The organism is Kineococcus sp. NBC_00420, from assembly GCF_036021035.1.
Classification (GTDB): Bacteria; Actinomycetota; Actinomycetes; order Actinomycetales; family Kineococcaceae; genus Kineococcus.
In genome coordinates, this window is the sequence record NZ_CP107930.1 from 2,192,052 (window position 1) to 2,212,407 (window position 20,356).

At 70.9% G+C, this 20,356-nt stretch carries 19 protein-coding genes; 5 read left to right on the top strand and 14 right to left on the bottom strand.

What is annotated here, in order from left to right; translation table 11 throughout:
• Window positions 1-50 precede the first annotated feature (50 nt).
• From OG218_RS10680 to OG218_RS10705, 6 genes are all read right to left on the bottom strand, one after another.
• Entirely contained in the window at window positions 51-1,328 is a 1,278-nt protein-coding gene (locus OG218_RS10680) for an ABC transporter substrate-binding protein (protein ID WP_328293199.1), read from the bottom strand.
• 111 nt (window positions 1,329-1,439) lie between these two features.
• Window positions 1,440-3,638, bottom strand: coding sequence for a glycoside hydrolase family 36 protein (locus OG218_RS10685; RefSeq protein ID WP_328293200.1), 2,199 nt, complete (start codon window positions 3,636-3,638; stop codon window positions 1,440-1,442).
• 216 nt (window positions 3,639-3,854) lie between these two features.
• Window positions 3,855-4,868, bottom strand: a complete 1,014-nt coding sequence (locus OG218_RS10690) for a LacI family DNA-binding transcriptional regulator (protein ID WP_328293201.1) — start codon at window positions 4,866-4,868, stop codon at window positions 3,855-3,857.
• A gap of 111 nt (window positions 4,869-4,979) precedes the next feature.
• A complete protein-coding gene (locus tag OG218_RS10695; protein ID WP_328293202.1) occupies window positions 4,980-7,850 on the bottom strand; it encodes an FAD-binding and (Fe-S)-binding domain-containing protein in 2,871 nt (956 codons plus the stop codon).
• Between the two features lie 85 nt (window positions 7,851-7,935).
• A complete protein-coding gene (locus OG218_RS10700) occupies window positions 7,936-8,826 on the bottom strand; it encodes a hypothetical protein (RefSeq protein WP_328293203.1) in 891 nt (296 codons plus the stop codon).
• A complete protein-coding gene (locus tag OG218_RS10705) occupies window positions 8,823-9,821 on the bottom strand; it encodes an SPFH domain-containing protein (protein WP_328293204.1) in 999 nt (332 codons plus the stop codon). The genes OG218_RS10700 and OG218_RS10705 overlap by 4 nt, the downstream gene beginning before the upstream one ends.
• A gap of 94 nt (window positions 9,822-9,915) precedes the next feature.
• Here OG218_RS10705 and OG218_RS10710 point away from each other — a divergent pair, with 94 nt between their 5' ends.
• The 4 genes from OG218_RS10710 to OG218_RS10725 are packed head-to-tail and all read left to right on the top strand — an operon-like array spanning window position 9,916 to window position 13,221.
• Entirely contained in the window at window positions 9,916-10,587 is a 672-nt protein-coding gene (locus OG218_RS10710; protein ID WP_328293205.1) for an NUDIX hydrolase, read from the top strand.
• A 33-nt stretch (window positions 10,588-10,620) separates the two neighbouring features.
• Window positions 10,621-11,415 (top strand): ABC transporter permease, encoded by a 795-nt coding sequence (locus OG218_RS10715; RefSeq protein ID WP_328293206.1) that lies wholly within the window; start codon window positions 10,621-10,623, stop codon window positions 11,413-11,415.
• The gene (locus tag OG218_RS10720) at window positions 11,408-12,217 is read left to right on the top strand and encodes an ABC transporter permease (protein WP_328293207.1); all 810 of its coding nucleotides are present in this window, start codon (window positions 11,408-11,410) and stop codon (window positions 12,215-12,217) included. Before OG218_RS10715 ends, OG218_RS10720 begins: the two co-directional genes overlap by 8 nt.
• Window positions 12,214-13,221 (top strand): ABC transporter ATP-binding protein, encoded by a 1,008-nt coding sequence (locus OG218_RS10725; RefSeq protein WP_328293208.1) that lies wholly within the window; start codon window positions 12,214-12,216, stop codon window positions 13,219-13,221. The genes OG218_RS10720 and OG218_RS10725 overlap by 4 nt, the downstream gene beginning before the upstream one ends.
• On the opposite strand, the gene OG218_RS10730 is transcribed toward OG218_RS10725, so the two are convergent.
• The 5 genes from OG218_RS10730 to yczE all read right to left on the bottom strand — a co-directional run bounded on the left by OG218_RS10730 (window position 13,185) and on the right by yczE (window position 15,705).
• Window positions 13,185-13,943 carry a GTP pyrophosphokinase gene (locus OG218_RS10730; RefSeq protein ID WP_328293209.1) on the bottom strand — a complete coding sequence of 253 codons (759 nt, stop codon included), beginning with the start codon at window positions 13,941-13,943 and terminating at the stop codon, window positions 13,185-13,187. The genes OG218_RS10725 and OG218_RS10730 overlap by 37 nt on opposite strands.
• A gap of 68 nt (window positions 13,944-14,011) precedes the next feature.
• Window positions 14,012-14,332: a transcriptional regulator gene (locus tag OG218_RS10735; RefSeq protein ID WP_328293210.1), complete on the bottom strand. Its 321-nt coding sequence runs from the start codon at window positions 14,330-14,332 to the stop codon at window positions 14,012-14,014.
• Window positions 14,329-14,733 carry a hypothetical protein gene (locus OG218_RS10740; protein WP_328293211.1) on the bottom strand — a complete coding sequence of 135 codons (405 nt, stop codon included), beginning with the start codon at window positions 14,731-14,733 and terminating at the stop codon, window positions 14,329-14,331. The genes OG218_RS10735 and OG218_RS10740 overlap by 4 nt, the downstream gene beginning before the upstream one ends.
• 64 nt (window positions 14,734-14,797) lie before the next feature.
• Window positions 14,798-15,079: a YciI family protein gene (locus OG218_RS10745; protein WP_328293212.1), complete on the bottom strand. Its 282-nt coding sequence runs from the start codon at window positions 15,077-15,079 to the stop codon at window positions 14,798-14,800.
• Window positions 15,061-15,705, bottom strand: a complete 645-nt coding sequence (gene yczE / locus OG218_RS10750; RefSeq protein WP_328293213.1) for a membrane protein YczE — start codon at window positions 15,703-15,705, stop codon at window positions 15,061-15,063. The genes OG218_RS10745 and yczE overlap by 19 nt, the downstream gene beginning before the upstream one ends.
• Before the next feature lie 62 nt (window positions 15,706-15,767).
• On the opposite strand from yczE, the gene yczR reads away from it, so the two are divergent.
• Window positions 15,768-17,183 (top strand): MocR-like transcription factor YczR, encoded by a 1,416-nt coding sequence (yczR, locus tag OG218_RS10755; protein WP_328293214.1) that lies wholly within the window; start codon window positions 15,768-15,770, stop codon window positions 17,181-17,183.
• Window positions 17,184-17,201: 18 nt separating this feature from the next.
• On the opposite strand, the gene OG218_RS10760 is transcribed toward yczR, so the two are convergent.
• The 3 genes from OG218_RS10760 to OG218_RS10770 are packed head-to-tail and all read right to left on the bottom strand — an operon-like array spanning window position 17,202 to window position 20,340.
• Complete coding sequence (locus OG218_RS10760) at window positions 17,202-18,119, bottom strand: carbohydrate ABC transporter permease (RefSeq protein ID WP_328293215.1); 918 nt, start codon at window positions 18,117-18,119, stop codon at window positions 17,202-17,204.
• Between the two features lie 2 nt (window positions 18,120-18,121).
• Complete coding sequence (locus tag OG218_RS10765; RefSeq protein WP_328293216.1) at window positions 18,122-19,030, bottom strand: carbohydrate ABC transporter permease; 909 nt, start codon at window positions 19,028-19,030, stop codon at window positions 18,122-18,124.
• Window positions 19,027-20,340, bottom strand: a complete 1,314-nt coding sequence (locus OG218_RS10770) for an ABC transporter substrate-binding protein (protein WP_328293217.1) — start codon at window positions 20,338-20,340, stop codon at window positions 19,027-19,029. The genes OG218_RS10765 and OG218_RS10770 overlap by 4 nt, the downstream gene beginning before the upstream one ends.
• Window positions 20,341-20,356: the final 16 nt, after the last annotated feature.

The following is a 20,356-nucleotide window of genomic DNA, read 5'->3' on the forward strand; positions in this document are numbered from 1 at the left end:
TGGAGCCGGTGCGGGCCGGCCGGCGACAGCGACGGCAGGACCAACGCTACTCACTGCTGCCCGTACAGGGTCTCGTACTGGCGCTGCATCTGGGTCACTGCGTCCTCGACACTGCCCTGACCGGAGATGACGGAGTCCGTGGTGGCCACGACGGTGTCCCAGGCGCCGTTGGGGAGGTAGACCCGGTCGAAGTAGGGCTTGACCGGAACCTTTCCCGGCGTGACGTACGCCTCGTAGCTGCTGGCGAGGCTGCCGAAGTCGACCTGCACGCTGCTCAGACCAGGTGCCGACCCCGTCGACTCCGCGAGAGCTGCGGCGTTCTCGGGTTTGGCCAGGTGGTCCAGGAAGGCGAGTGCGGCCTCCTTCTGGGTACTGGTCTTGGAGACGCCGAAGGCCAGGTTTCCTTCGCCACCGACGAGGTAGGGCTCGGTCCCGTGGGTCGGAGGCAACGGGCAGAAACCCAGGGCGGCGGCGGGTGCGTAGGTCAGGGCCTGACTGAGCAGGGACGTTCCCAGGAAGGCGAAGCCTGCCGTCCCGTCGGCGAGTGCGTGCGCCATGTCGTCCTGGGAGGCGGAGGCGTAGTCGGGGTTGAACCAGCGACCGTCGCGCCACTGCGCGACCCGCGTGAGCACCTCGTCGTAGGCGTCAGCCTGGAACGTACCGTCTTTCATCGCCTGCAGCTGCTCGTCCGTGAACGTGTCGATGGCCAGGTGGTCAGCGATGTGTCCAGCTGGCCCCTGATCCTTTCCACTGCAGGAGATCGGTGTGATTCCAGCGGCGAGCAGGGCATCGGCAGCCGTACCGAAGGCCTCCCAGGACGTCAGCTGCGCCGCATCGACGCCGGCCGCGGCGAGCGCCTTCTGGCTGTACAGCACGCCCGCGACGTTGGTCTCGCCGGGGAAGGCGTAGATGTCACCGTTCGCGTCGCGCATCGAGGAGTCCAGCTGTGGGTTGACGTCAGCTGCCCACGACCTGTCCGTGAGTCGTTCCAGGAAGCTGGAGTAGCGCAGCAGCGACCAGCCGTGGGTCGAGAACAGGTCCGGGATGTCCTTGGAGGCCAACCGAACCTTCATCTGGTTCTCGAAACCCGTCGACACCGCCGTGACCTGAATGGCCTGACCGGTCTCCTGCTGGTAGCTCGCGACGATCTTGTTCATCGCCGCTGCCTGCGGGGTGTCGGCCCCCATGTTCACGAACATCTGCAGCGCCTTGCCCCCGGCGCTGTCACCGGCGGTGCTGCGACTGCACGCAGCCGATGCCATGAGGGAGGTGGTTGCCGCCGTGGCCAGGATCGCTCGGCGCGAGATGGTGGAAGGTGAGAGCTTCATCGCTGTCGTCCTCAGGTCGTGATCGGGCACCGCCCGCTCGGTCGGTGCTGGTGCTGGTGCTGGTGCTGGTTTGATGCTGTGGAACGTTCTGGAGTGGCTCGACCGCAGCGATCACGCCGGAGTGAACTGGTAGACCCTGGCCGACGGACCAGCCATGCCCGGGCGCAAGACGATGCGGCCTTCCACGTCGTCGCGTCCCCAAGGCTGGAGAACACGGGGGTACACCTCCACGAGATCACCCGCGGTGGTTCCGGCGCCGAGGTCGAGCTGGATCTCCTGGCCCTCGTCATCCCCGCGGAACCAGCAGAAGAGCAAGGCTCGATCCGGGGTGTTCAACGTCAGGGTGACCGAGTCGCCGTACCACTGGGGGTAACCGGAGGGCCACCCTGGGACGGAGCGTGCGATGCCGTCCCGTAGATCCTTGGCGACCTGGACGGCGTCGCGCACGAGCGCGAACTGCGGTCCGTCCATCTGGTTGATGAACCCTGACAGGTAGAGTCGGCCGCTGAGTCCGGTCGTCATGCAGTAGGCGATCTCCTCCAGGCTCATCGTCGGTTGGGCGTAAGCCCAGTTCCCCGCCATCTCTGGCGGCATCTGCAAGGGCGCTCCCGCCGCGATCGCCGGGTACAGACGGAAGTCCTGCTGGTCGGAGGTCGACTGCAGGTCGAACAGCTCGAGCATCCCGAAGTCGGCCCGCATGGCACCCGAACTGCAGTTCTCGAAGACGACGGCGGGATGCCGTCGGCGCAGCCTGGAGAACCAGGCCAGGTGGGCCCGGTTGTGTCCCAGCAGGCCGGCACCGACGGACGTGGCCTCGTGATCAGTGCCCGGGCCCGGCGTGACGTTGTAGTCGAGCTTGAAGAACCCGACCTCGAAGTCCGCTACCAATCGATCGATCGTGTCGTCGAGGTGCTGCTGGGCAGCCGGGTGCCGAAGATCCAGGAAGAACCGCCGGTCCTCGCGGACCCGACGTCCGTGACGGCGCAGGAACGCCTCCTCCGGAAGTGTCCGGGCCAACGGGCTGTCCTGTCCGATGACCTCAGGTTCGAGCCACAGGCCGACCGTCATCCCCAGGTCCCTGATGCGCCGGGTGACGACCCCCATGCCTCCCCCGGGGAATCGTCGCGACGACGGTTCCCACGCACCTACGGTCCCCCACCAGCCCCCGTCGTCAGTGTCGTCGTACCAGCCGGCGTCGATGCAGAAGCATTCCGCCCCAGCGGCAGCGGCCGCTTCGACCAGCGGGAGCAGCGCCGCGGTGGTGGGGTCCCCACGGATGGTGTTCATGAAGTCGTTGTAGACCAGCAGCGACCCTGCGTCCGCCGTGTGACCCCGGCGCAGCCACCGGCGGTGAGCGGTGAGCTGAGCCAGCGCGGCAGTCGCTCCCCGCTCGGAAACTGCGAAGGATGCAGGGACCGACACGAAGGTCTCACCTGCCAGGAGCTCCTGCGACCAGTGGTGGTCCAGGTCTTCAGGACCGAGGAGGATCAGCGCGGTGGAGTCCTCCCCGACCCGACGGTCGACGACGTCCCAGCGCCATCCACCGTTGTGCTCGATCTGCCACGCCAGCGCTCGGCCCGTCACCCGGTTCTCCACCATGCCGGTGGGCAAGTGGCGCACCGTGGTCCAGGTGGACGTTCCCACGGCGCGGGCCGAGGATCGACCCGGCTGGTTCTGGATGCCCGAGTTGAAGTCGGCCAGTCCCATCTGCGACCAGAGAGGTTCTGCAGACCAACGGTTCTCGGCCAGCTGTTCACCGGTTCCGCGGTGAAGGAGCAGGTCACGCGGATCTTCATCCGGGGCGGTGAGAGTACCTGTGGCGAAGGACGTCACGGCTTCCAGGACCACGGACGCTGACTTCGTGTTCTCGACCGTCGTGGTCACCCGAGCGGCTGCGACGTCGGGCGAGCATCGAAACGTCGAGGTGACGCGCAGACCCGTCCGAGGGTCGAACTGGGTGATGGCGAGAACTGCCTCGTCCTGCAGGTTGCTCGTCTCGTGCTCGAGGTAGCGCAGCCGCGCCCCGACCCCCGTGTGGGTGTGCCGGGTGGTGTTCCGGATGCGCCCGTCACCGGTGACCATGATTTCGACCAGGGGCTGGAGGGCCGAGGTGACCTCTGCCGTCCCGCCACCCCCGAGTCCGGCGACGCGGACCGGTTCGTCGACCCCCCAACGCAGCACGATCGCGAGTTCTCCGGGGCTCCACGTCAGACCGGAGTCGTCGGTGTGCATGCTCAGGTGGGGACGGCTCGGGTCGCGTTCGGCCGGCGAAGCGTGGGGGATGGTGACGAGCGTCGTGTCGAAGGGCAACTGAGGCTCCTGTGCTCCAGATAGCGTCTGACGTCCGATGTAAACGTTAATCATGAAAACGTTGATCAGGACTGTAGGGGGCTCTCACGCCAGATGCAAGGGAGCAGCACGATCAACTGCTGACGGATACACCACGACTCGGGACCGCAGCACGCGTGCGTGAGTGCGTGACGCGGGCCAGCCTGTCCCGCAGCACTTCTGAGACTTCGGGCCCCGTCAGGGCCTCGGCTGCGAGCAGCTCTCGCGGACGATGATCCCCGACGTCGGTCGTCCAGCTCGATCAGCCCCGTGCAGGGGGTCCAGCAGCAACTCGAAGGCCGCGGCCCCCGCCCAGTCGAAGTCCATGCGGTAGGTGGTCAACGCAGGCACCCAGCACTGCGCCAGCGGTTGATCGTCGATCCCGGCCACGCTCACGTCTCCGGGCACCTCGCGTCCTGCTTCGTGCAACCCACGCATGACTCCGAGCGCGATCTCGTCATTGGTGCAGAAGACCGCAGTGAGGGAGGGGTCTCCAGCCAGCCGCAAGCCCGCCAGTCGAGCCGACGCGGGCGTCCAGTCGCACATCACGGGCTCCGGGACGGGCACGCCTGCCTCCAGCAGCGCGTCGCGCCAACCCAGCTCCCGCGAGTGGACATCGCTGCCGAAGCCCGGGACCGCGACGTGGTGGACCGTGTGGTGGCCCAGGCCGAGCAGGTGGCGGGTCATGTCAGCGGCGGCGAGGCGGTCATCCACCATGACGTGCGGCACGTCGATGGTCAGTCCCAACCCGTTGGTCACGGTTGCCCACGGCACATCACCCAGCCTGGCCTGCAACGCCGGCGCGTCGTAGGTGTTCAGGTCCAACACGACCACCCCGACGACGGACTGGCCCAGGAGCACGTCCAGGGCCGAGCTCGCCTTCCCCACCACGTCCGGCTCGACGTAGGTCACCGCAACCAGGTACTCCCGGCTTCGCGCCCGCTCCTCGATCTGAGCCAGCATGCGTGCCCGTCCGTAGGACACCGTGTCCGGCGCGATGACCCCGACGATCGACTGCTGCCCCGACTTCAAGGTCCGGGCGGCGCTGTTGGGCCGGTAGGACAACTCCTCCATCGCGGCCAGCACGCGTGCCCTGGTGGCCGGACGAACGGGCACGGTGTCGTTCAGCACGCGGGAGACGGTCGGAAGCGAAACACCGGCGACGCGGGCCACGTCGACGATCGTGGACGCCTTGCGACGCGGACCCGGCATGAGCTGAATGCTAGTGGGTGAACGTCCGTGCCGAAGCCTCCAAGGCCACGCAGGGCCTGCTGCGCGGATCGCTGACAACCGAGCCAGCCAGCTCTGGATCGTGCCGACCGGCTAGGCGCGGGAATCGTCCTCCGGCAGCGCGTCGGCCAGCAGTTCCGCGAGGTGCTTGGGCTTGATCCCCGTGAGGTTGTCCGACTGGGTCCGGCAGGAGTACCCGTCGGCCACGACGACCGCGTCCCCGCGCTCGCGCAGCGCGGGCAGGAACGCGTGCTCGGCGACCTTCACCGACACGTCGTAGTGGCCCTTCTCGGCCCCGAAGTTCCCGGCCAGTCCGCAGCAGCCGTTCAGGACCTTCGCCTCGACCCCGGCCTTGGCCAGCAGGCGTTCGTCGGGCGAGAAACCCATGACCGCGTGCTGGTGGCAGTGCGGCTGGACGACGGCCTTCTGGTCCACCCGCGGCGGGATCCAGTCCGGACGCCGTTCCGCGATGAGTTCCGCCAGGGTCTTCACCCGACGTTCCAGCGCGTGGGCGCGGGGGTCGTCGGGCAGCAGTTCCGCGGCGTCCTCGCGCAGCAGCGCGGTGCACGACGGTTCCAGCCCGACCACGGGGATCTCGGAGTTCCCCAGCGCGTCGAGCGACGAGCGCAGCTGCCGCTTCGCTCCGTCGAGCTGCCCGGTGGAGACCCAGGTGAGACCGCAGCAGACCTGCTGCTCGGTGAGTCGCACCTGGAAACCGAGGTGTTCGAGGAGCTTCACGGCGGCCTGGCCGACCTCGGGGGAGAAGTTCTCGGTGAAGGAGTCCACCCACAGCAGGACGGGTTCGCCCGCACGTTCGGGGCGCTGGCGGAACCACGCCCGGAACGTCTCCTCCGCGAACGCCGGCAGCGGCCGGTGCTGGTCCACCCCACCCAGCGCCCGCGCCGTCCACGCCAGCGCCGGCACCGACGTCAGGGCGTTCACGACCTTCGGCGCGTAGGAGGCGAGCTTCGACCAGCGCGGCAACCAGCCCAGGAGGTAGTGGTTCATCGGCCGCAACCGGCCCGCGTAGAACTTGTCGAGGAACTCCGCCTTGTAGGTCGGCATGTCGACCCCGGCGGGGCAGTCCGCGCTGCACCCCTTGCAGGACAGGCAGAGGTCGAGGACGTCCTTGACCTCCTGCGAGCGCCAGCCGTCGGTGACGAGGGTGCCGTTGGCCATCTCCTGCAACAGCCGGGCCCGCCCACGGGTGGAGTCCTTCTCGTCACCGGTCGCCAGGTAGCTCGGGCACATGACGCCGCCGGAGTCGGCGCGGCACTTGCCGACCCCGACGCAGCGGTGGACGGCGCGGGTGAGGTCGCCCTGGTCCTGGGAGTAGGCGAACTTCAGTCCCGAACGACCAGGCATGCCCAGCGCGTGCGCCGGCCGGGCCGAGGGGACGCGGAGGTCCGCGGCGACGTCGGCGGGTCGGACGATGATCCCCGGGTTCAGCAGGTCATCGGGATCGAAGGCGCGCTTGACCTCCTCGAAGGCGGAGATCGCCTCGGCGTCGTACATCAGCGGCAGCAACCCACCGCGGGCCCGGCCGTCACCGTGCTCTCCCGAGAGGGAACCGCCGTGCTTCGCGACGAGCCGGGCGGCGTCCTCGAGGAACGCCTTCGCCACGGCGCCGCCGCCGTTCTCGTAGAGCGGGAAGTCGATGCGGACGTGGATGCAGCCGTCCCCGAAGTGCCCGTAGGCCAGCCCGTCGACACCGTGGGTCGCCATCAGCGCGTCGAACTCGCGCAGGTAGGCCCCCAGCCGTGCGGGCGGGACGGCGGCGTCCTCCCAGCCCGGCCACGCCGGCAACCCCTCGGGGGAACGCCCGGCCAGTCCGGCGCCGTCCTCGCGGATGCGCCACAACTTCCGCGCGGCGGCGGCGGTCGGGATGACGACGGAGTCCAGCGCCCGGGAGTCGCGCACCATCGCCTCCGCAGCAGCGAGGGACTCCTCCGGGGTCTCCCCGCCCATCTCGACGAACAGCCAGCCGTCACCGCCGGGGAGGCCGTCGACGGAACCTCCGCGGCGCACGACGATGTCGGCGAGGCGACGGTCGATGCCCTCGACGGCGAGCGGGGCGTGTTCCAGCAGGGCGGGGGTGGCGTCGGCGGCCTCGTGCATCGAGGCGTAGCCGAGGACGACGAACGTCGTCGACGGGGACTGGCGCACGAGGCGGACCCGGGCCCGCAGGATCGTCACCAGCGTCCCCTCCGACCCGGTCAGCAGCCGGGCGAGGGCGGTCCCGGTGGGCCCGCCGGTCTCGGGCAGCAGGTGTTCCAGGGCGTACCCGGACACCTGACGACCGAACGTGGCGAAGGAGGTCCGGATGGTCCCGAGGTGGCGGGAGGCCACGGCCTGCAGCTCGGCGAGGAGGTCCGCGGGCGGGGCGTCGGTCCAGTAGCGGCGGCCGTGACCGTCGAGGACCTCGAGGGCGACGACGTTGTGCGAGGTCCGGCCGTAGGCCAGCGCGTGCGATCCGCAGGCGTCGTTGCCGATCATCCCTCCGACGGTGCAGCGGGCGTGGGTCGAGGGGTCCGGCCCGAACCGCAGGCCGAGTGGCGCGGCCTGGCGCTGCAGGTCGTCGAGGATGACGCCGGGTTCGATGAGCGCGGTCATGGTCTCGGGGTCGATCTCGAGGACGCGGTGGAGGTGACGGGAGAAGTCGAGGACGACCCCCTCCCCGATCGCGTTCCCCGCGACCGAGGTGCCGGCGCCGCGGGAGGTGAACGGGACCCCGAGACGGCGGCAGACCGCCCAGACGGCTTCGACGTCCTCGACCGTGCGCGGGAAGACGACGACCTGCGGGACGACGCGGTAGTTCGACGCGTCGGTCGTGTACTCCGCGCGGCGCCGGCTCGAGGCGTCCACGACGCCGGACCCGGTGGTGGTGCCGAGGGCGGCGTTCAGGCTGGTCAGCAGGTCCGCACCGGCAGCGGCCTCGGCGCGGGTCTCGTCGATCAGGGTCACGTGCCCAGTGTGCCGCCGCGCGGGCCGTGCTCCGCACCCAGCCACCCCCACCCGATCCGTGATCTTGCCGGGTCCCCCAGCGGGATCACGGGTGGGGGGTGAGGAGGGCGAGGTGGCGGGGGCTGACGTCGATCGTCAGCCGCTGGCCGCGGGTCAGGAGCAGCCGGTCCGCCTCGAGGCCGTCGCCGAAGACGACGAGCTCGTCGGAGAGCACGTCGAGGGTCAGGGGCTCGGCCCCGACCGACCCGGCGACGAGGTCGGCACCGGTGGCCCGCGAGGGCCACGCCTCGCGCACGAACCAGGCCAGGGTCGGATCGGTGGGCCCGGGCAGGGCGGCTCCCCCACGGGCGCGGGCGAGGGAGGCGAGCCAGCCGGTGGCGCCCGTCCCGGTCCCGCAGACGACCCCGCTGGAGGCCTGTTCCTCGCGCCGGTCCCCGCAGCCCAGCACGTAGCGGGCGGTCTGGTGGCTGTGGTGACCGACGAAGACCTCGTTGAGGGCGTGCAGCTCCTTGCCGTCGTCAGTGCGCGCACGGACCATCGTCCGCTGCTCGCAGACGGGGCGGGATATGCTGCGGTGCAGCAGGTCTCGGGCATGCGCGGCGGGGTGGCGGACCAGGACACCGGCGTTGCGACCGGGGTCGGGGTCGATGCCCACGACGACCTGGCCGTCGAGGTACTTGGCGACGTTGGCCACCAGCCCGTCCTGCCCCACGACCACGACGACGTCCTCGGGGGCGAAGAGGAACCGGGAGAGGTCGGCGCGCTCGACCGTTCCCGTCCGCCAGTCCAGGGGGACGGCCGCGGCCACCGCGACCAGGGCGGCGCGCTGACGTGCGTCGCCCGCTTCGAGGTCGTCGAGCGTGCGGCCGCGGGTCCGGAGGAAGAACTCGGCGGCCCCGCGGGTCCCGTGCCGGGCGATCGCGTCGGCGAAGGGGGTGCGGCGGTGGACCAGGACCGCGCGCGGGGCGAGGCTCACCGGGTACCGGCCAGCTGGGCGAGGGCCCCGGTGATGACGTCCGGGGTGAGGACGAGGGTCCCGATCTCGGGCAGCTGACCGGCGAACTCCCGCAGCGCCAGAGCGAGCAGGACCTCCGGTGGCGTACCGGCGACGGCGGCCATCCGGGCGGCCTCGGCGCCGGCGTCGGCCTCGCCCTGCAACCGGGTCGCGGTGGCGTGCGCCTGCGCCAGGCGCTCCTCGCGCTCCGCCTCGGCGGTGGCCTGGACGGTGTCCGCGGCGGCGGCCTCCTCGACGGTCCGGCGCTGGTTGGCTCCGCGCTGGGCGACGAGCTGTTCCTCGCGCCGGGCGAGCTCGATCTCGTTCTGCAGCTCGTTCTCGCTGATGGCCCGTTCCCGTTCGACGGCGAGCGCCCGGCGCTGGGAGGTGGCGTGGTCGGCCTCGGTCTGCAACGCCTCCCGGGTCGGGGTGCCCAGCGCCTTCTCGACGTCGGGATCGGGGCGGACGGCGACGACGCGGGCGTCGACGAGGGCGAGGCCCGTCCTGGCGAGGCGGCTGTCGGCGGTGAGGCCCGCGGTGATGCGTTCCCGGGTCAGCGTCACCCCCCTGACCAGCACCTCGCGCAGCGGCAGCCGGGCGAGGACGTCGAGGACGTGCTGCTGGGCGGTCTCGGTGAGCAGCCCGGCCAGTTGCTGCAGCGGGGCGTTCCGCCACCGGCCGGTCACGGGGTCGAGGGAGAAGTCGACGCGGGTGGCGGCGAGCTCGGGGTCCTCGACGCGGAAGGTGACGGTGGCCTGGACGGTGACGTCGACGAAGTCGGCGGTGCGGGCGTGCAGGACGAGCGGGAGTTCGCGGTCGTCGACGGGCACCTCGGACAGGGCCGCGGAGAGCGGGCGGAACCAGAACGCCTGGCCGGTGCCGGAGTGCACGAGCTTCCCGCCGCGGTGGTGCACGACGTGGGTGGTCGGGGTGCTGCGCAGGTGCCGGGCGAAGGGGTAGCGGGTGATGTCGGCCATGTCGTCCTCCTCGGGACAGTTGTTGTCGTCGGATTGACGATAAGCCTGCACCTCACTAATCGTCAATCCGACGACAAGCCGGTACGCTGACCAGGTGACCTACCCCACCGTCGCCGTCACCGTGGACCTCGTCGTGCTCACCGTCCGGTCCGAGGGACTGTCCGTCCTGCTCGTCGAACGCGGCGAGGAGCCGTTCCTCGGAGACTGGGCGCTGCCCGGGGGTTTCGTCCGACCAGACGAGGACCTGCTCGGCGCCGCCGAACGGGAACTCGCCGAGGAGACGGGGCTCCCCCGCGGTTCGGTGCACCTGGAACAGCTCGCCAGCTACGGCGCGCCCGACCGCGATCCCCGCCAGCGCGTCGTGACGGTCTGCTACCTGGCCCTGGCCCCCGACCTGCCCACCCCGCACGCGGGCACGGACGCCGCCGACGCGCGGTGGGTACCCGTGCGCGAGGCCCGGGACCTCGCCTTCGACCACGACCGCCTGCTCGCCGACGCCGTGGAGCGCGCCCGGGCGAAACTGGAGTACTCACCGCTCGCGACGGCCTTCTGCGCCGAGGAGTTCACCGTCGCCGAACTGCGCCGGGTCTACGAGCAGGTCTGGGGGCACCCCCTGGACGCCCGGAACTTCCACCGCAAGGTCACCGGGGCCGAGGGTTTCCTCGAACCCGCCGGGGCGACCACGACGCGCGACGGCGGCCGACCGGCGCAGCTGTTCCGACGCGGGAGCGCCACCACGCTGCAACCACCCCTGGTACGCACCTGACAGCGACGGGGAACCCGACTAGGGTCGAACGTCGTGTCCGCCTACCCCGCCCTCGTCGCGGCGGGGTTCCGGCGGTTCTCCACCTACCGGGCCGCCACCGCGGCCGGCGCTCTCACGAACTCGGTGTTCGGCGCCATCAAGGCCGCCGTCCTCGTCGGCACGGTCTCCGGGGCCGGGAGTGCGGTCGCCGGCTACGACGTCGAGCAGGCCGCCACCTTCGCCTGGGTGACGCAGGCCCTGCTCGCCCCGGTCAACGTCTTCGCCGGCGACGAGGTCGCGCAGCGCGTGCGCACGGGGGACATCGCGGTCGACCTGGCCCGCCCGATCGACCCGCAGCTGGCCGCGTGGGCCACCGACCTCGGCCGCGCGGCGTTCATGTTCCTGCCCCGCGGCGTCCCACCCCTCGTGCTGGGGATCCTGCTCACCGGACTCGCGCTGCCGAGCGATCCGCGCAGCTACCTCCTCGGGTTCGTCAGCCTCGTCCTCGGCGTCTCGATCTCGTTCTCCGCGCGCTGGCTGGTCAGCCTGACCGCGTTCTGGCTCACCGAGATCCGCGGGATCCTCATGCTCTACACCGTCGTCGCGACGGTCCTCACCGGACTGGCGATCCCGGTCCGCTGGTTCCCGGACTGGCTCGGGACCCTCGCCCACGCGACCCCGTTCCCCTCGATGCTGCAGTCGCCCATCGACGTCCTGACCGGCACCGCGACGGGTGGCGCCGCGCTGGAACTCGTCGTGGTGCAGCTGGCCTGGCTGGCGGTCCTCGTGCTCGCCGGTCGGGTCCTGCTGGCGCTGGGGTCCCGACGACTGGTGGTGCAGGGTGGCTGAGGGCTCGACGGTCGCCGCCTACCGGGCCGTCCTGGGCAGCCGGGTGCGGGCCCAGCTGAGCTACCGGACGTCCTTCGTCGCCGACCTGCTCTCCAACCTGGGCATCGGGATCAGCGAGTTCGCCACGATCTACGTCGTCTTCTCGCGGACCTCCACCCTGGGCGGGCTGGACGTGTGGCAGGCGTCGCTGGTGTTCGCGCTGGCGAACGTGGCCTTCGCCCTCGCGGACCTCCTCGCCGGTCACCTCGACAACCTGCCCACCCACGTCCGCAGCGGAACCCTCGACGCGTTCCTGCTGCGTCCCCTCCCGGTCCTCGCCCAGCTGGCGACCTCCGACGTCTCGTTGCGCCGGATCGGTCGGGTGCTGGTCGGTGTCGTGGTGCTGTGCGTCGCGTGGCCGCACACCGGCATCGCGCTCGACCTGCGCGCCGTGGCCCTGCTCGCCACCGCGGTCGTCGGCGGGACCGCGATCTTCTCGGCGTTGTTCGTCATCGCGGGTGCCTGCCAGTTCTGGTTGCTCGACGGGAAGGAAGCGGTGAACTCCCTCACCTACGGCGGTTCCAACGCGGCGCAGTACCCCGCCTCGCTCTACGGGACACCGCTGCGGTGGTTGTTCTGCTACGTCGTCCCGGCGGCGTTCGTCGCCTACCTCCCCGTCCTGGCTCTGCTGGGGAACGACGGGCCCGCCGGCCTGCCCTCCTGGCTCGGGTGGTTCTCGCCGGTCGCGGCCGCCGCGCTCTGGAGCGTCGCCCTGCTGCTGTGGCGCCAGGGGATCCGGCACTACACGGGGAGCGGATCGTGAATCCGGCGCTGGAGGTCACCGACCTCGTCCGCGAGTACGTCGTCCGCGAGAAGGCCGAGGGGAGGTTCCGTCGGCAGCGTCGCGTCGTCCGCGCCGTCGACGGGTTGTCCCTGCGGGTGGACCCCGGGGAGTCGGTGGGGTTCATCGGCGCCAACGGCGCCGGGAAGTCGACGACCATCAAACTCCTCACCGGCATCCTCGTCCCCTCCGCCGGCAGCGTGCGGACGTGCGGGCTGGACCCGGTGGCCCGGCGTCGCGACCTGGCCCGCCGCATCGGGGTGGTGTTCGGGCAACGCAGCCAGCTCTGGTGGGACCTGCCGCTGAGCGAGTCCTTCCGCCTCCTCGCCGCGATCCACCACCTCCCCGCGGGGGTCTGGCGGCCACGACTGCGCGACCTCGACGACCGGCTGGGGCTGGGCGAGTTCCTCACCACCCCCGTGCGGCAGCTGTCCCTGGGCCAGCGGATGCGCGGGGAGGTCGCGGCCGCGCTGCTGCACTCCCCCGAACTGCTGCTGCTGGACGAACCGACGATCGGCCTCGACGTCCTGTCCAGCGAACGGCTGCGCCAGTTCCTACGGGCCGAACGCGCCGAACGCGGGACGACGTTGCTGCTGACGACGCACGACATGGGTGACGTGCAGCGTCTCTGCGACCGGGTGCTCGTCGTCGACCACGGTCGCGCCGCCTACGACGGCGACCTGCCCGGGCTGGTGCGCCGCGTCGGCGCTCGGCGCGTCCTCGTCGTGGACCTCACCGCACCCACCGGGCCGATCCACGTCGAGGGAGCCCAGCTCCTCGGCGTCGAGGCGGAGGGTCTGCGCCATCGGTTCGCCTTCTCGGCGGAGGAGACGACCGCCGCCGCGGTGCTGGCGGGAGTCTCCGCCCACGCCGAGGTGCGGGACCTGTCGGTGGAGGAACCCGACATCGCCGACGTGCTGCGCCAGCTGTACGCCAGTTCGGGGACCCCTCAGGCCGGGGTACCGCCGGAGAGCGCCAGGAGCTGACGGAGCACCCGGTCGTCGATCCCGAGTTCGGGTGCGGCCTCCCCGACGTCCGGGGCGAGGGAACGCACCTCGGTGTGCAGTTCCTCCATCCGGCGGTCCATCTGCTCGGCGACCGCCGCGGCCTCGGTGAGGCTCGCGGCCAGGTGACCGGGGACCTCGCCGTCGTACTTGTAGTAGATCTTGTGCTCCAGGCTGGCCCAGAAGTCCATGGCGATCGTCCGGATCTGGACCTCCACCGTCACCGGGACGGGGCCGTCGGAGAGGAACACCGGGATCTCGACGATGGCGTGCAGGCTCTTGTAGCCGTTGGGTTTCGGGTGCGCGATGTAGTCCTTGACGGCCAGGACGCGGATGTCCGCCTGTCCCGTGAGGATCTCGAGCATCCGGTACGTGTCGGCGATGAAGCTGCAGGTGATGCGGACCCCCGCGATGTCGGTGATGTGTTCGCGGATGGTCTCGAACGACGGGTCCAGCCCACGGCGGACGACCTTCTCGAGGATGCTCGTCGGGGACTTCACCCGGGACGTCACGTGCTCGATGGGGTTGTAGCGGTGCAGGTGGGTGAACTCCTCGCGCAGGATCGAGACCTTCGTCAGCACCTCGTCGACGGCGAAGCGGTAGGCCATCATGAACCGGACGAAGTCCTCACGGACGCGACGGAACGCCTCGAGATCGGCTGCACCGTAGGAGTTCTCTCCCGTCTCCACGGACACCACGCCCATCGCGCACCTCACCTCTCCACCGTCGGGGCCTGCCCTGTGAACGCGCTGCGGCACGTCGTGGTTCCGGATCAGGTGGGCAGGTCGGCCGCCAGGGCCACAGCGCCCGCCGCGATCCCCTGCAGGGCGGCGAGGTGCGCGGCGAGCTTCGCGCGCCCTTCTCCCGTCAACGAGACCCAGGTGCGCGGTCGTTTGCCGACGAAGCCCTTGCGGACCGTGACGTGGCCGGTCTCCTCCAGACCGGACAGGGTCCGGGACAGCGCGGAGTCGGTGAGTTCCAGCCGGTCGCGGACGGTCTTGAAGTCCGCCTCGACGCAGCCGGAGAGGAAGGCGACGACGGCGAGCTTCGTCGGGTGCTGGACCGCGGGGTCGAGGGCCGGTTCGACGCTCACGCCCGCCCCGTCCGGGAGAACTGCCACCAGGCGGTCGCGCCGAACCCCAGTCCCAGCAGGAGCAGACCGGAGCCCTGGTCGACCGCGAAGACGACCATCGACACCAGCAGGACCACCCCGCTGACCAGGTGCTGGCGGGGTCCCTGGCGGACCCGGGGGCGCAGGCCACCACGGGAGGCCGTGAACCCCACCGCGACCAGGAACGCCACGATCAGGACGAACCCGGGGACGGCCCAGCGCCAGTCCGTCGTCCAGGCGGTGACGGCCAGCAGGGCGAAGCCGGCGCTGTAGGCGAGGGCCATCGCCGGCGGCAGCCAGCGCGGCAGCGGGGCCGGTCGGGCGGCGGCGAGGGCGGTGGAGACGGTCTGCAGGTCGGCCTGGGCACGGTCGGCGGAGGTCATGCCTCAGTTCTACCGGAGTACTTTCCAGACGCGCAAGTACTCCTGCGTCGCGAGGTACTTCGCGTCAGAGCCGGTCCTTGGCCCGTCCGAGCACGGGGGTCCAGCCGGCCACGGTCCGGCCCGCCACGATCCGCCCGTCCACGAAGAACGGATCGGCGTCCAGGGTCGCCTCGACGTCCGCGGCGGTCGCGGCCTCGAACACGAGGAACGCGCCCTCGGCGTCGGTCGGACCGGACAGGACGAGGGCGTCGCCCAGCGAGGCGAGCCACTCGCGGTGGGTGGGGCGGACGGCGTCGCGGGCGGCGACGTCCGGGGAGTAGGCGTAGGTCACGACGAAGAAGGACATGGCCCGGACGCTACCGGGACGATCCTCGCCGGCGTCGCGGCGACGGTGGTCAGCCGCGGCACGAAGAACCCCACGAGCGGTCCGACCCCCAGCGCGAACGCCACCGTGCCGACCCCGACGTTGCCGCCCAGGACCCAGCCGACCACCAGGACCGACACCTCGACGATCGCCCGGGCCAGCCAGAGGGGCAGACCGGTCCGCCGGTGCAGGCCGGTCATCAGCCCGTCCCGCGGCCCCGGCCCGAAACCCGCCCCGAGGTAGAGCCCGCTCGCGACCGCCAGCAGCGCCAGACCGACCGCGAACAACGGGATCCGGACGAGCAGCGCGTGCGGCGCGGGGAGCAGGTCGACCGTCGCCTCGATCGCCGTCCCCACGAGCAGGACGTTCAGCACGGTCCCCACTCCTGGTCTCTGCCGCAACGGGATCCACAGCACCAGGACGGCGAGCCCGATGAGGTTCGCGAGCCAGCCCAGGCCAATCCCGGTGTGTCGCGAGACCCCCTGCGCGAAGACCGTCCACGGCCCGACCCCGATCCCGGCGAGGACCATCAGCCCCTCGGCCACGCCGTAGAGGCCGAGGCCGACGAGGAGACGGGCGATGCGGGCACCGAGCACTGGACTTCTCACAGCACGGATTGGACCGTACTCAACTCTCGCCCCGACAGTGCCAATCCGGCTACCGTGGACTGGTGCCCAGCCTGTCCGCGTCCACCCTCGGCCACCTCCTCGGCGACTGGCGCGACACCGGCTCGGCCCTGCGGGCGCTCGCCGAGCGGATCCGGTTGCTGCTGCTGGACGGGCGCATCACCTCGGGCACCCGGTTGCCCGCCGAGCGTGAGCTCGCCGCCGTCCTCGCGCTCAGCCGGACGACCGTCGCCGCGGCCTACGCGCACCTGCGCGAGACCGGGTACGTCACCAGCGTGCGAGGTTCCGGCAGCGTGATCGCCCTCCCCGCCGTCACACCCCCGGGGGACGCCCGACCCGCCCACGTCGAGATCGACCTGACCCGGGCGGCCCTGCCCGCCGCCACCACCGTCCTCGACCTCTCCCGGCAAGCGGTCGAGGACCTGCCCCGCTACCTCTCCGGAGTCGGCTACGACCTCGTCGGCCTCCCGGAACTACGCACGCAGCTCGCCCTGCGCTACACCGCGCGAGGTCTGGCGACGCGGCCGGACGAGGTCCTCGTGACCCTCGGCGCCCAGCACGCCGTCGGCCTGCTGGCCCGGGCCCTGACCTCCCCCGGGGACCGGGTGCTGGTCGAGTCCCCGGGGTACCCCCACGCCCTGGACGCCGTCCGCGCCGTGGGGGGTCGTCCGGTCGCCGTCCCCGTGGCACCGACGACCGCCACGTCGCCGGGAGGCTGGGACCAGGAGTCGCTCGAGGAGGCCTTCGCCCGCACCCGCCCCGCGCTCGGGTACCTGATGCCGGGGTTCCACAACCCCACCGGCTCGGTGATGCCCGCCGCGCAGCGCCGGCGGGTCTGCGAACTCGCCCGCCGCTACGGGACCCGGCTCGTCGTCGACGAGACCACCAACGACCTCGCGATCGACGGGGAGGTCCCGCCCCCGTTCCCCTCCGACGTGATCCACGTCGGCTCGGCGGCCAAGACCCTCTGGGGTGGCCTGCGGATCGGCTGGATCCGGGCCGACGCCGCCACCGTCCGCCGCCTCGCCGAACGTCGCTCCCCGTGGGAACTCGGGACCCCGGTCCTCGACCAGCTCGTCGTCGCCCGGGCCCTGCCGGACCTCGACGCGGTCCTGGCCGCACGGGGCGTCGAACTCCGGGCCCGCCGCGACGCCCTCCTCTCGGAGGTCGGCGACCGGTTGCCCGAGTGGGAACTCCCCGTCGTGCCGGGTGGCCTGGCGTTGTGGGTGCACCTCGGCCGCGCGCTCAGCTCGCCGTTGGCGGTCGCCGCGCGCCGCTACGGCGTGCACGTCACCGCGGGCCCGCGCTTCGGGGTGGACGGCGCGTTCGAGCGCTACCTGCGGCTGCCGTTCGGGGCCGACCCGGAGACCCTGCGCGAGGCGGTGGCCAGGCTCGCGCACGCCTGGAACGACGTCCGGGCGACGGCCCCCTCGCCGTCGCCCTTCGCCGTCCTCGTCTGACGCCTCTCAGCCCTTGACTCAGCCCTTGACCGCCCCCGAGGCGAGGCCGGCGACGTAGAACCGTTGCAGGGCGACGTAGAGGATCACGCACGGAACCATCGCGACCACCGCACCCGCGACGAGGTACCCGAAGTTCACCGCGCCGTAGGCCCCGGCCTGCAGGTTCACCAGCGACAGCGGCAGCGTGTAGAGCTTGTCGTCGGTGAGGAACGTCAGGGCCCCGAGGAACTCCGTCCAACTGGCCAGGAACGCGAAGAGCGCACTCGTCGCCATCCCGGGGACGAGCATGGGGCGCAGCACCGACACCAGCGCGCGCATGGTCCCGGCGCCGTCGACGCGGGCGGAGTCCTCGATCTCGGCCGGGATGTTCTCGAACGCGTTCCGCATCACGAACACCCCGAACGGCAGGTTGACCGTCGAGTAGAACAGCACCAGCCCCAGGCGGGAGTCCGTGAGACCCATGGCGTTCATCTGCAGGTAGAGCGGGGTGATGATGGCCTGGAAGGGCACCATCATCGTCACCACGATCAACCCGAACAGGACGTTGCGACCACGGAAGTGGAACCGGCCGAACCCGTAGCCGGCCAGCGTGGCCAGGACCGCGGTCAGCACCGCCGTGCAGACCGAGACGACCAGGCTGTTGGCGACGGCGCGGACGATGTCGGCGTCGCCGGTGAACAGCGCCTTGAAGTTCTCGGTCGTGAACTGCGTCAGGGCGGACAGCGTCGGGGTGGCCGAGACGATCGCGTCGTTGCTCTGGAACGACCGCAGGATCGACCACAGCAACGGCACCAGGAACACCAGGGCCGCAAGGGTTCCGCCGAGCCAGTACAGGGTGAGCTTCGTACGGGTCTCGGCCCGCCCGTTCACCGGGGCCCGACCGGTCGAGCGGACCTTCAGCTCCCCACCGGGTTTCGTCGTGGTCAGGGTCGCCATCGTCAGGCCTTCTCTCGCAACAGGCGGAACTGGGCCGCGGTGACCAGGCCGATGACCACGACGAGGACGATCGACAACGCCGACGCCGCGCCGAGCTGCAGCTGGACGAAACCGCGCTGGTAGACGTACATGACGACGCTCTGGGTGTCCGTCCCCGGACCACCACGGGTGAGGATGTAGAACTGGGTGAACGCCAGCAGGGAGCCGATGACGGAGATGACCAGGCTCATCGCGATGGTGCGGCGGAGCATCGGGATGGTGATGTCCCGTTCCCGTTGCCACCAGCTCGCCCCGTCCATCTCGGCCGACTCGTAGACGTCGCGCGGGATCCCCTGCATGCCGCCCATGAGCAGGACCATGGTGAGACCGGAGACGGCCCACACGATCATCACGCAGATCAGGCCCGTCGCGAGCGGGCCGTCGGCCAGCCACGCCGTCGTCCCGTCGGTGACCCCGAGGGCCTTGAGGACGATGTTCACCGCCCCCGAGCTCGGCTGCGCCTCGAGCACCATGAGGAAGCTCAGGGTCGTCAGGCCGATGACGTAGGGGATGAAGAAGACGGTGCGGAACACCGTCGAGAACCGGCGGTTGCTGCGCACCACGACGGCCAGGACGTAGCCCAGCACGAGGATCGGGATCGTGACGATCGCGGTGTACAGGACGGTGTACCCGACGGACTTCCAGAACACCGGGTCCGAGGCCACGGCCGCGTAGTTGCCGAGACCGATGAAGTGGTAGGACCCGATCAGCGGCCAGTTCGTCAACGACATGTAGACCGCGAAGACGAGCGGCACCAGCACGAAGACGACGACGAAGGCCAGCGCCGGGAGGGTCAGCAGCACCCCGGTCAGGGGCGGGTGGGTGAGGGACTTCGGACGACGGTCGATCGGGGGTCTGGTCAGCGTGCTCACAATTGGGCCTGTTCCAGGATGCGGTCGAAGTCCTTCTGCCCCTGCGCCAGCGCTCCGTCGAGGTCGTCGTCGAAGACGGCCCGGCGGAAGGCGGCGATCCAGGGCGAGTCCTGCTGGTTGAAGAGCAGGTTGTAGGCGAGCGTCGTCGGCGCGTAGGCGCCGGCGATCCCGTCGAGCGGGGCGACGGCCAACGGGAACTTCTCCCGGTACTCCGGCGTCGCGGCGTCGGAACGCACCGGGATGTAGCCCCCGGCCGGCAGGTTCTGCTGCTGCGGCACGTCGAGGGCGAACTTGGCGAACTCCCACGCCCCCGACGCGTTGGGCGCACCGCGGGGGATGCAGAGGTTGTCCCCGCCGGCGAACGTCGCCCGGCCCCCGTCCGGGCCGGGCAGCAGCACGACCCCGGTCTTGGCCTGCATCTCGGGTGTGGCGTTCAGGACCGCCAAGGAGAAGTTCGACGGGAACATGCCGACCTTCCCGTCCCGGAAGTCGGCCCCCCAGCGGGAACCGTCGCCGGAGAAGTTCGCCTGCGGCATGAGCTTCTCCTTCCACATCGTCCGGTAGAAGTCGAAGGTCCGCCGGATCGCGTCGTTGCCCTCGATCGCCCCCTTCTGCGCCCCCACGTCGCCGACGATGTTCGGTTCGTCCGCGGCCCAGATGTGCGGCTGGACGACGAAACCGAGGATCCCCGCGGAGTTCCCCTCGACGGACCAGCCGTAGGTGCCGTCACCGAGATCGCCGATCGCACGGGCGGCCTCGAGCATCCCGTCGATGTCCTGGGTGTGCTCCAGCGGGTCGAGGCCGACCTTCTCGAACAGTTCGGTGTTGTAGAACACCGCGGAGTTGTCCGCGATGTAGGGGATCCCGTAGTTCTTGTCGTTCCGAACGGCCAACCGGAGCTGACCGGGGTTGAGCTGGTCCGCGAAGCCGAGCTGCTGCACCAGCGGGGTCAGGTCGGTGAACGAGTCGCGGTAGATGAACAACATCGAGTTGATGTCGTCGATGTCGACGATGTCCGGCACGTTCCCGCCCCGGATGGCCGTGGCGAGCTTGGTGACGTACTGCCCGTCCAGGACCGGGGTGACCTCGACGGTCACCCGGTCCTGGGAGGCGTTGAAGGCATCGACGGTCTGCCGGACACCGACGACCGTCGCCGCCCGGCACCACAACCGCACGGTCCCGGTGGCGTTCTCACCGAAACCCGCGGCGGTGACGTCGGTTTCGGGCAGAGCGGACGCACAGGCCGGTAGCAAGGTTGCCAGCGCTGCGAGTCCGCCCAGTCCGAGCACGTTCCTGCGGTGGAGCTCCATCGCACCTCCTCCAGGG

What these genes read in the sequence shown, in the direction of transcription:
- OG218_RS10680 (WP_328293199.1), bottom strand. Translation starts at nt 1,328, where the DNA reads ATGAAGCTCTCACCTTCCACCATCTCGCGCCGAGCGATCCTGGCCACG.
- OG218_RS10730 (WP_328293209.1), bottom strand. Translation starts at nt 13,943, where the DNA reads ATGGGCGTGGTGTCCGTGGAGACGGGAGAGAACTCCTACGGTGCAGCC.
- OG218_RS10745 (WP_328293212.1), bottom strand. Translation starts at nt 15,079, where the DNA reads ATGTCCTTCTTCGTCGTGACCTACGCCTACTCCCCGGACGTCGCCGCC.
- OG218_RS10705 (WP_328293204.1), bottom strand. Translation starts at nt 9,821, where the DNA reads ATGGCCGACATCACCCGCTACCCCTTCGCCCGGCACCTGCGCAGCACC.
- OG218_RS10770 (WP_328293217.1), bottom strand. Translation starts at nt 20,340, where the DNA reads ATGGAGCTCCACCGCAGGAACGTGCTCGGACTGGGCGGACTCGCAGCG.
- OG218_RS10740 (WP_328293211.1), bottom strand. Translation starts at nt 14,733, where the DNA reads ATGACCTCCGCCGACCGTGCCCAGGCCGACCTGCAGACCGTCTCCACC.
- OG218_RS10690 (WP_328293201.1), bottom strand. Translation starts at nt 4,868, where the DNA reads ATGCCGGGTCCGCGTCGCAAGGCGTCCACGATCGTCGACGTGGCCCGC.
- OG218_RS10760 (WP_328293215.1), bottom strand. Translation starts at nt 18,119, where the DNA reads ATGGCGACCCTGACCACGACGAAACCCGGTGGGGAGCTGAAGGTCCGC.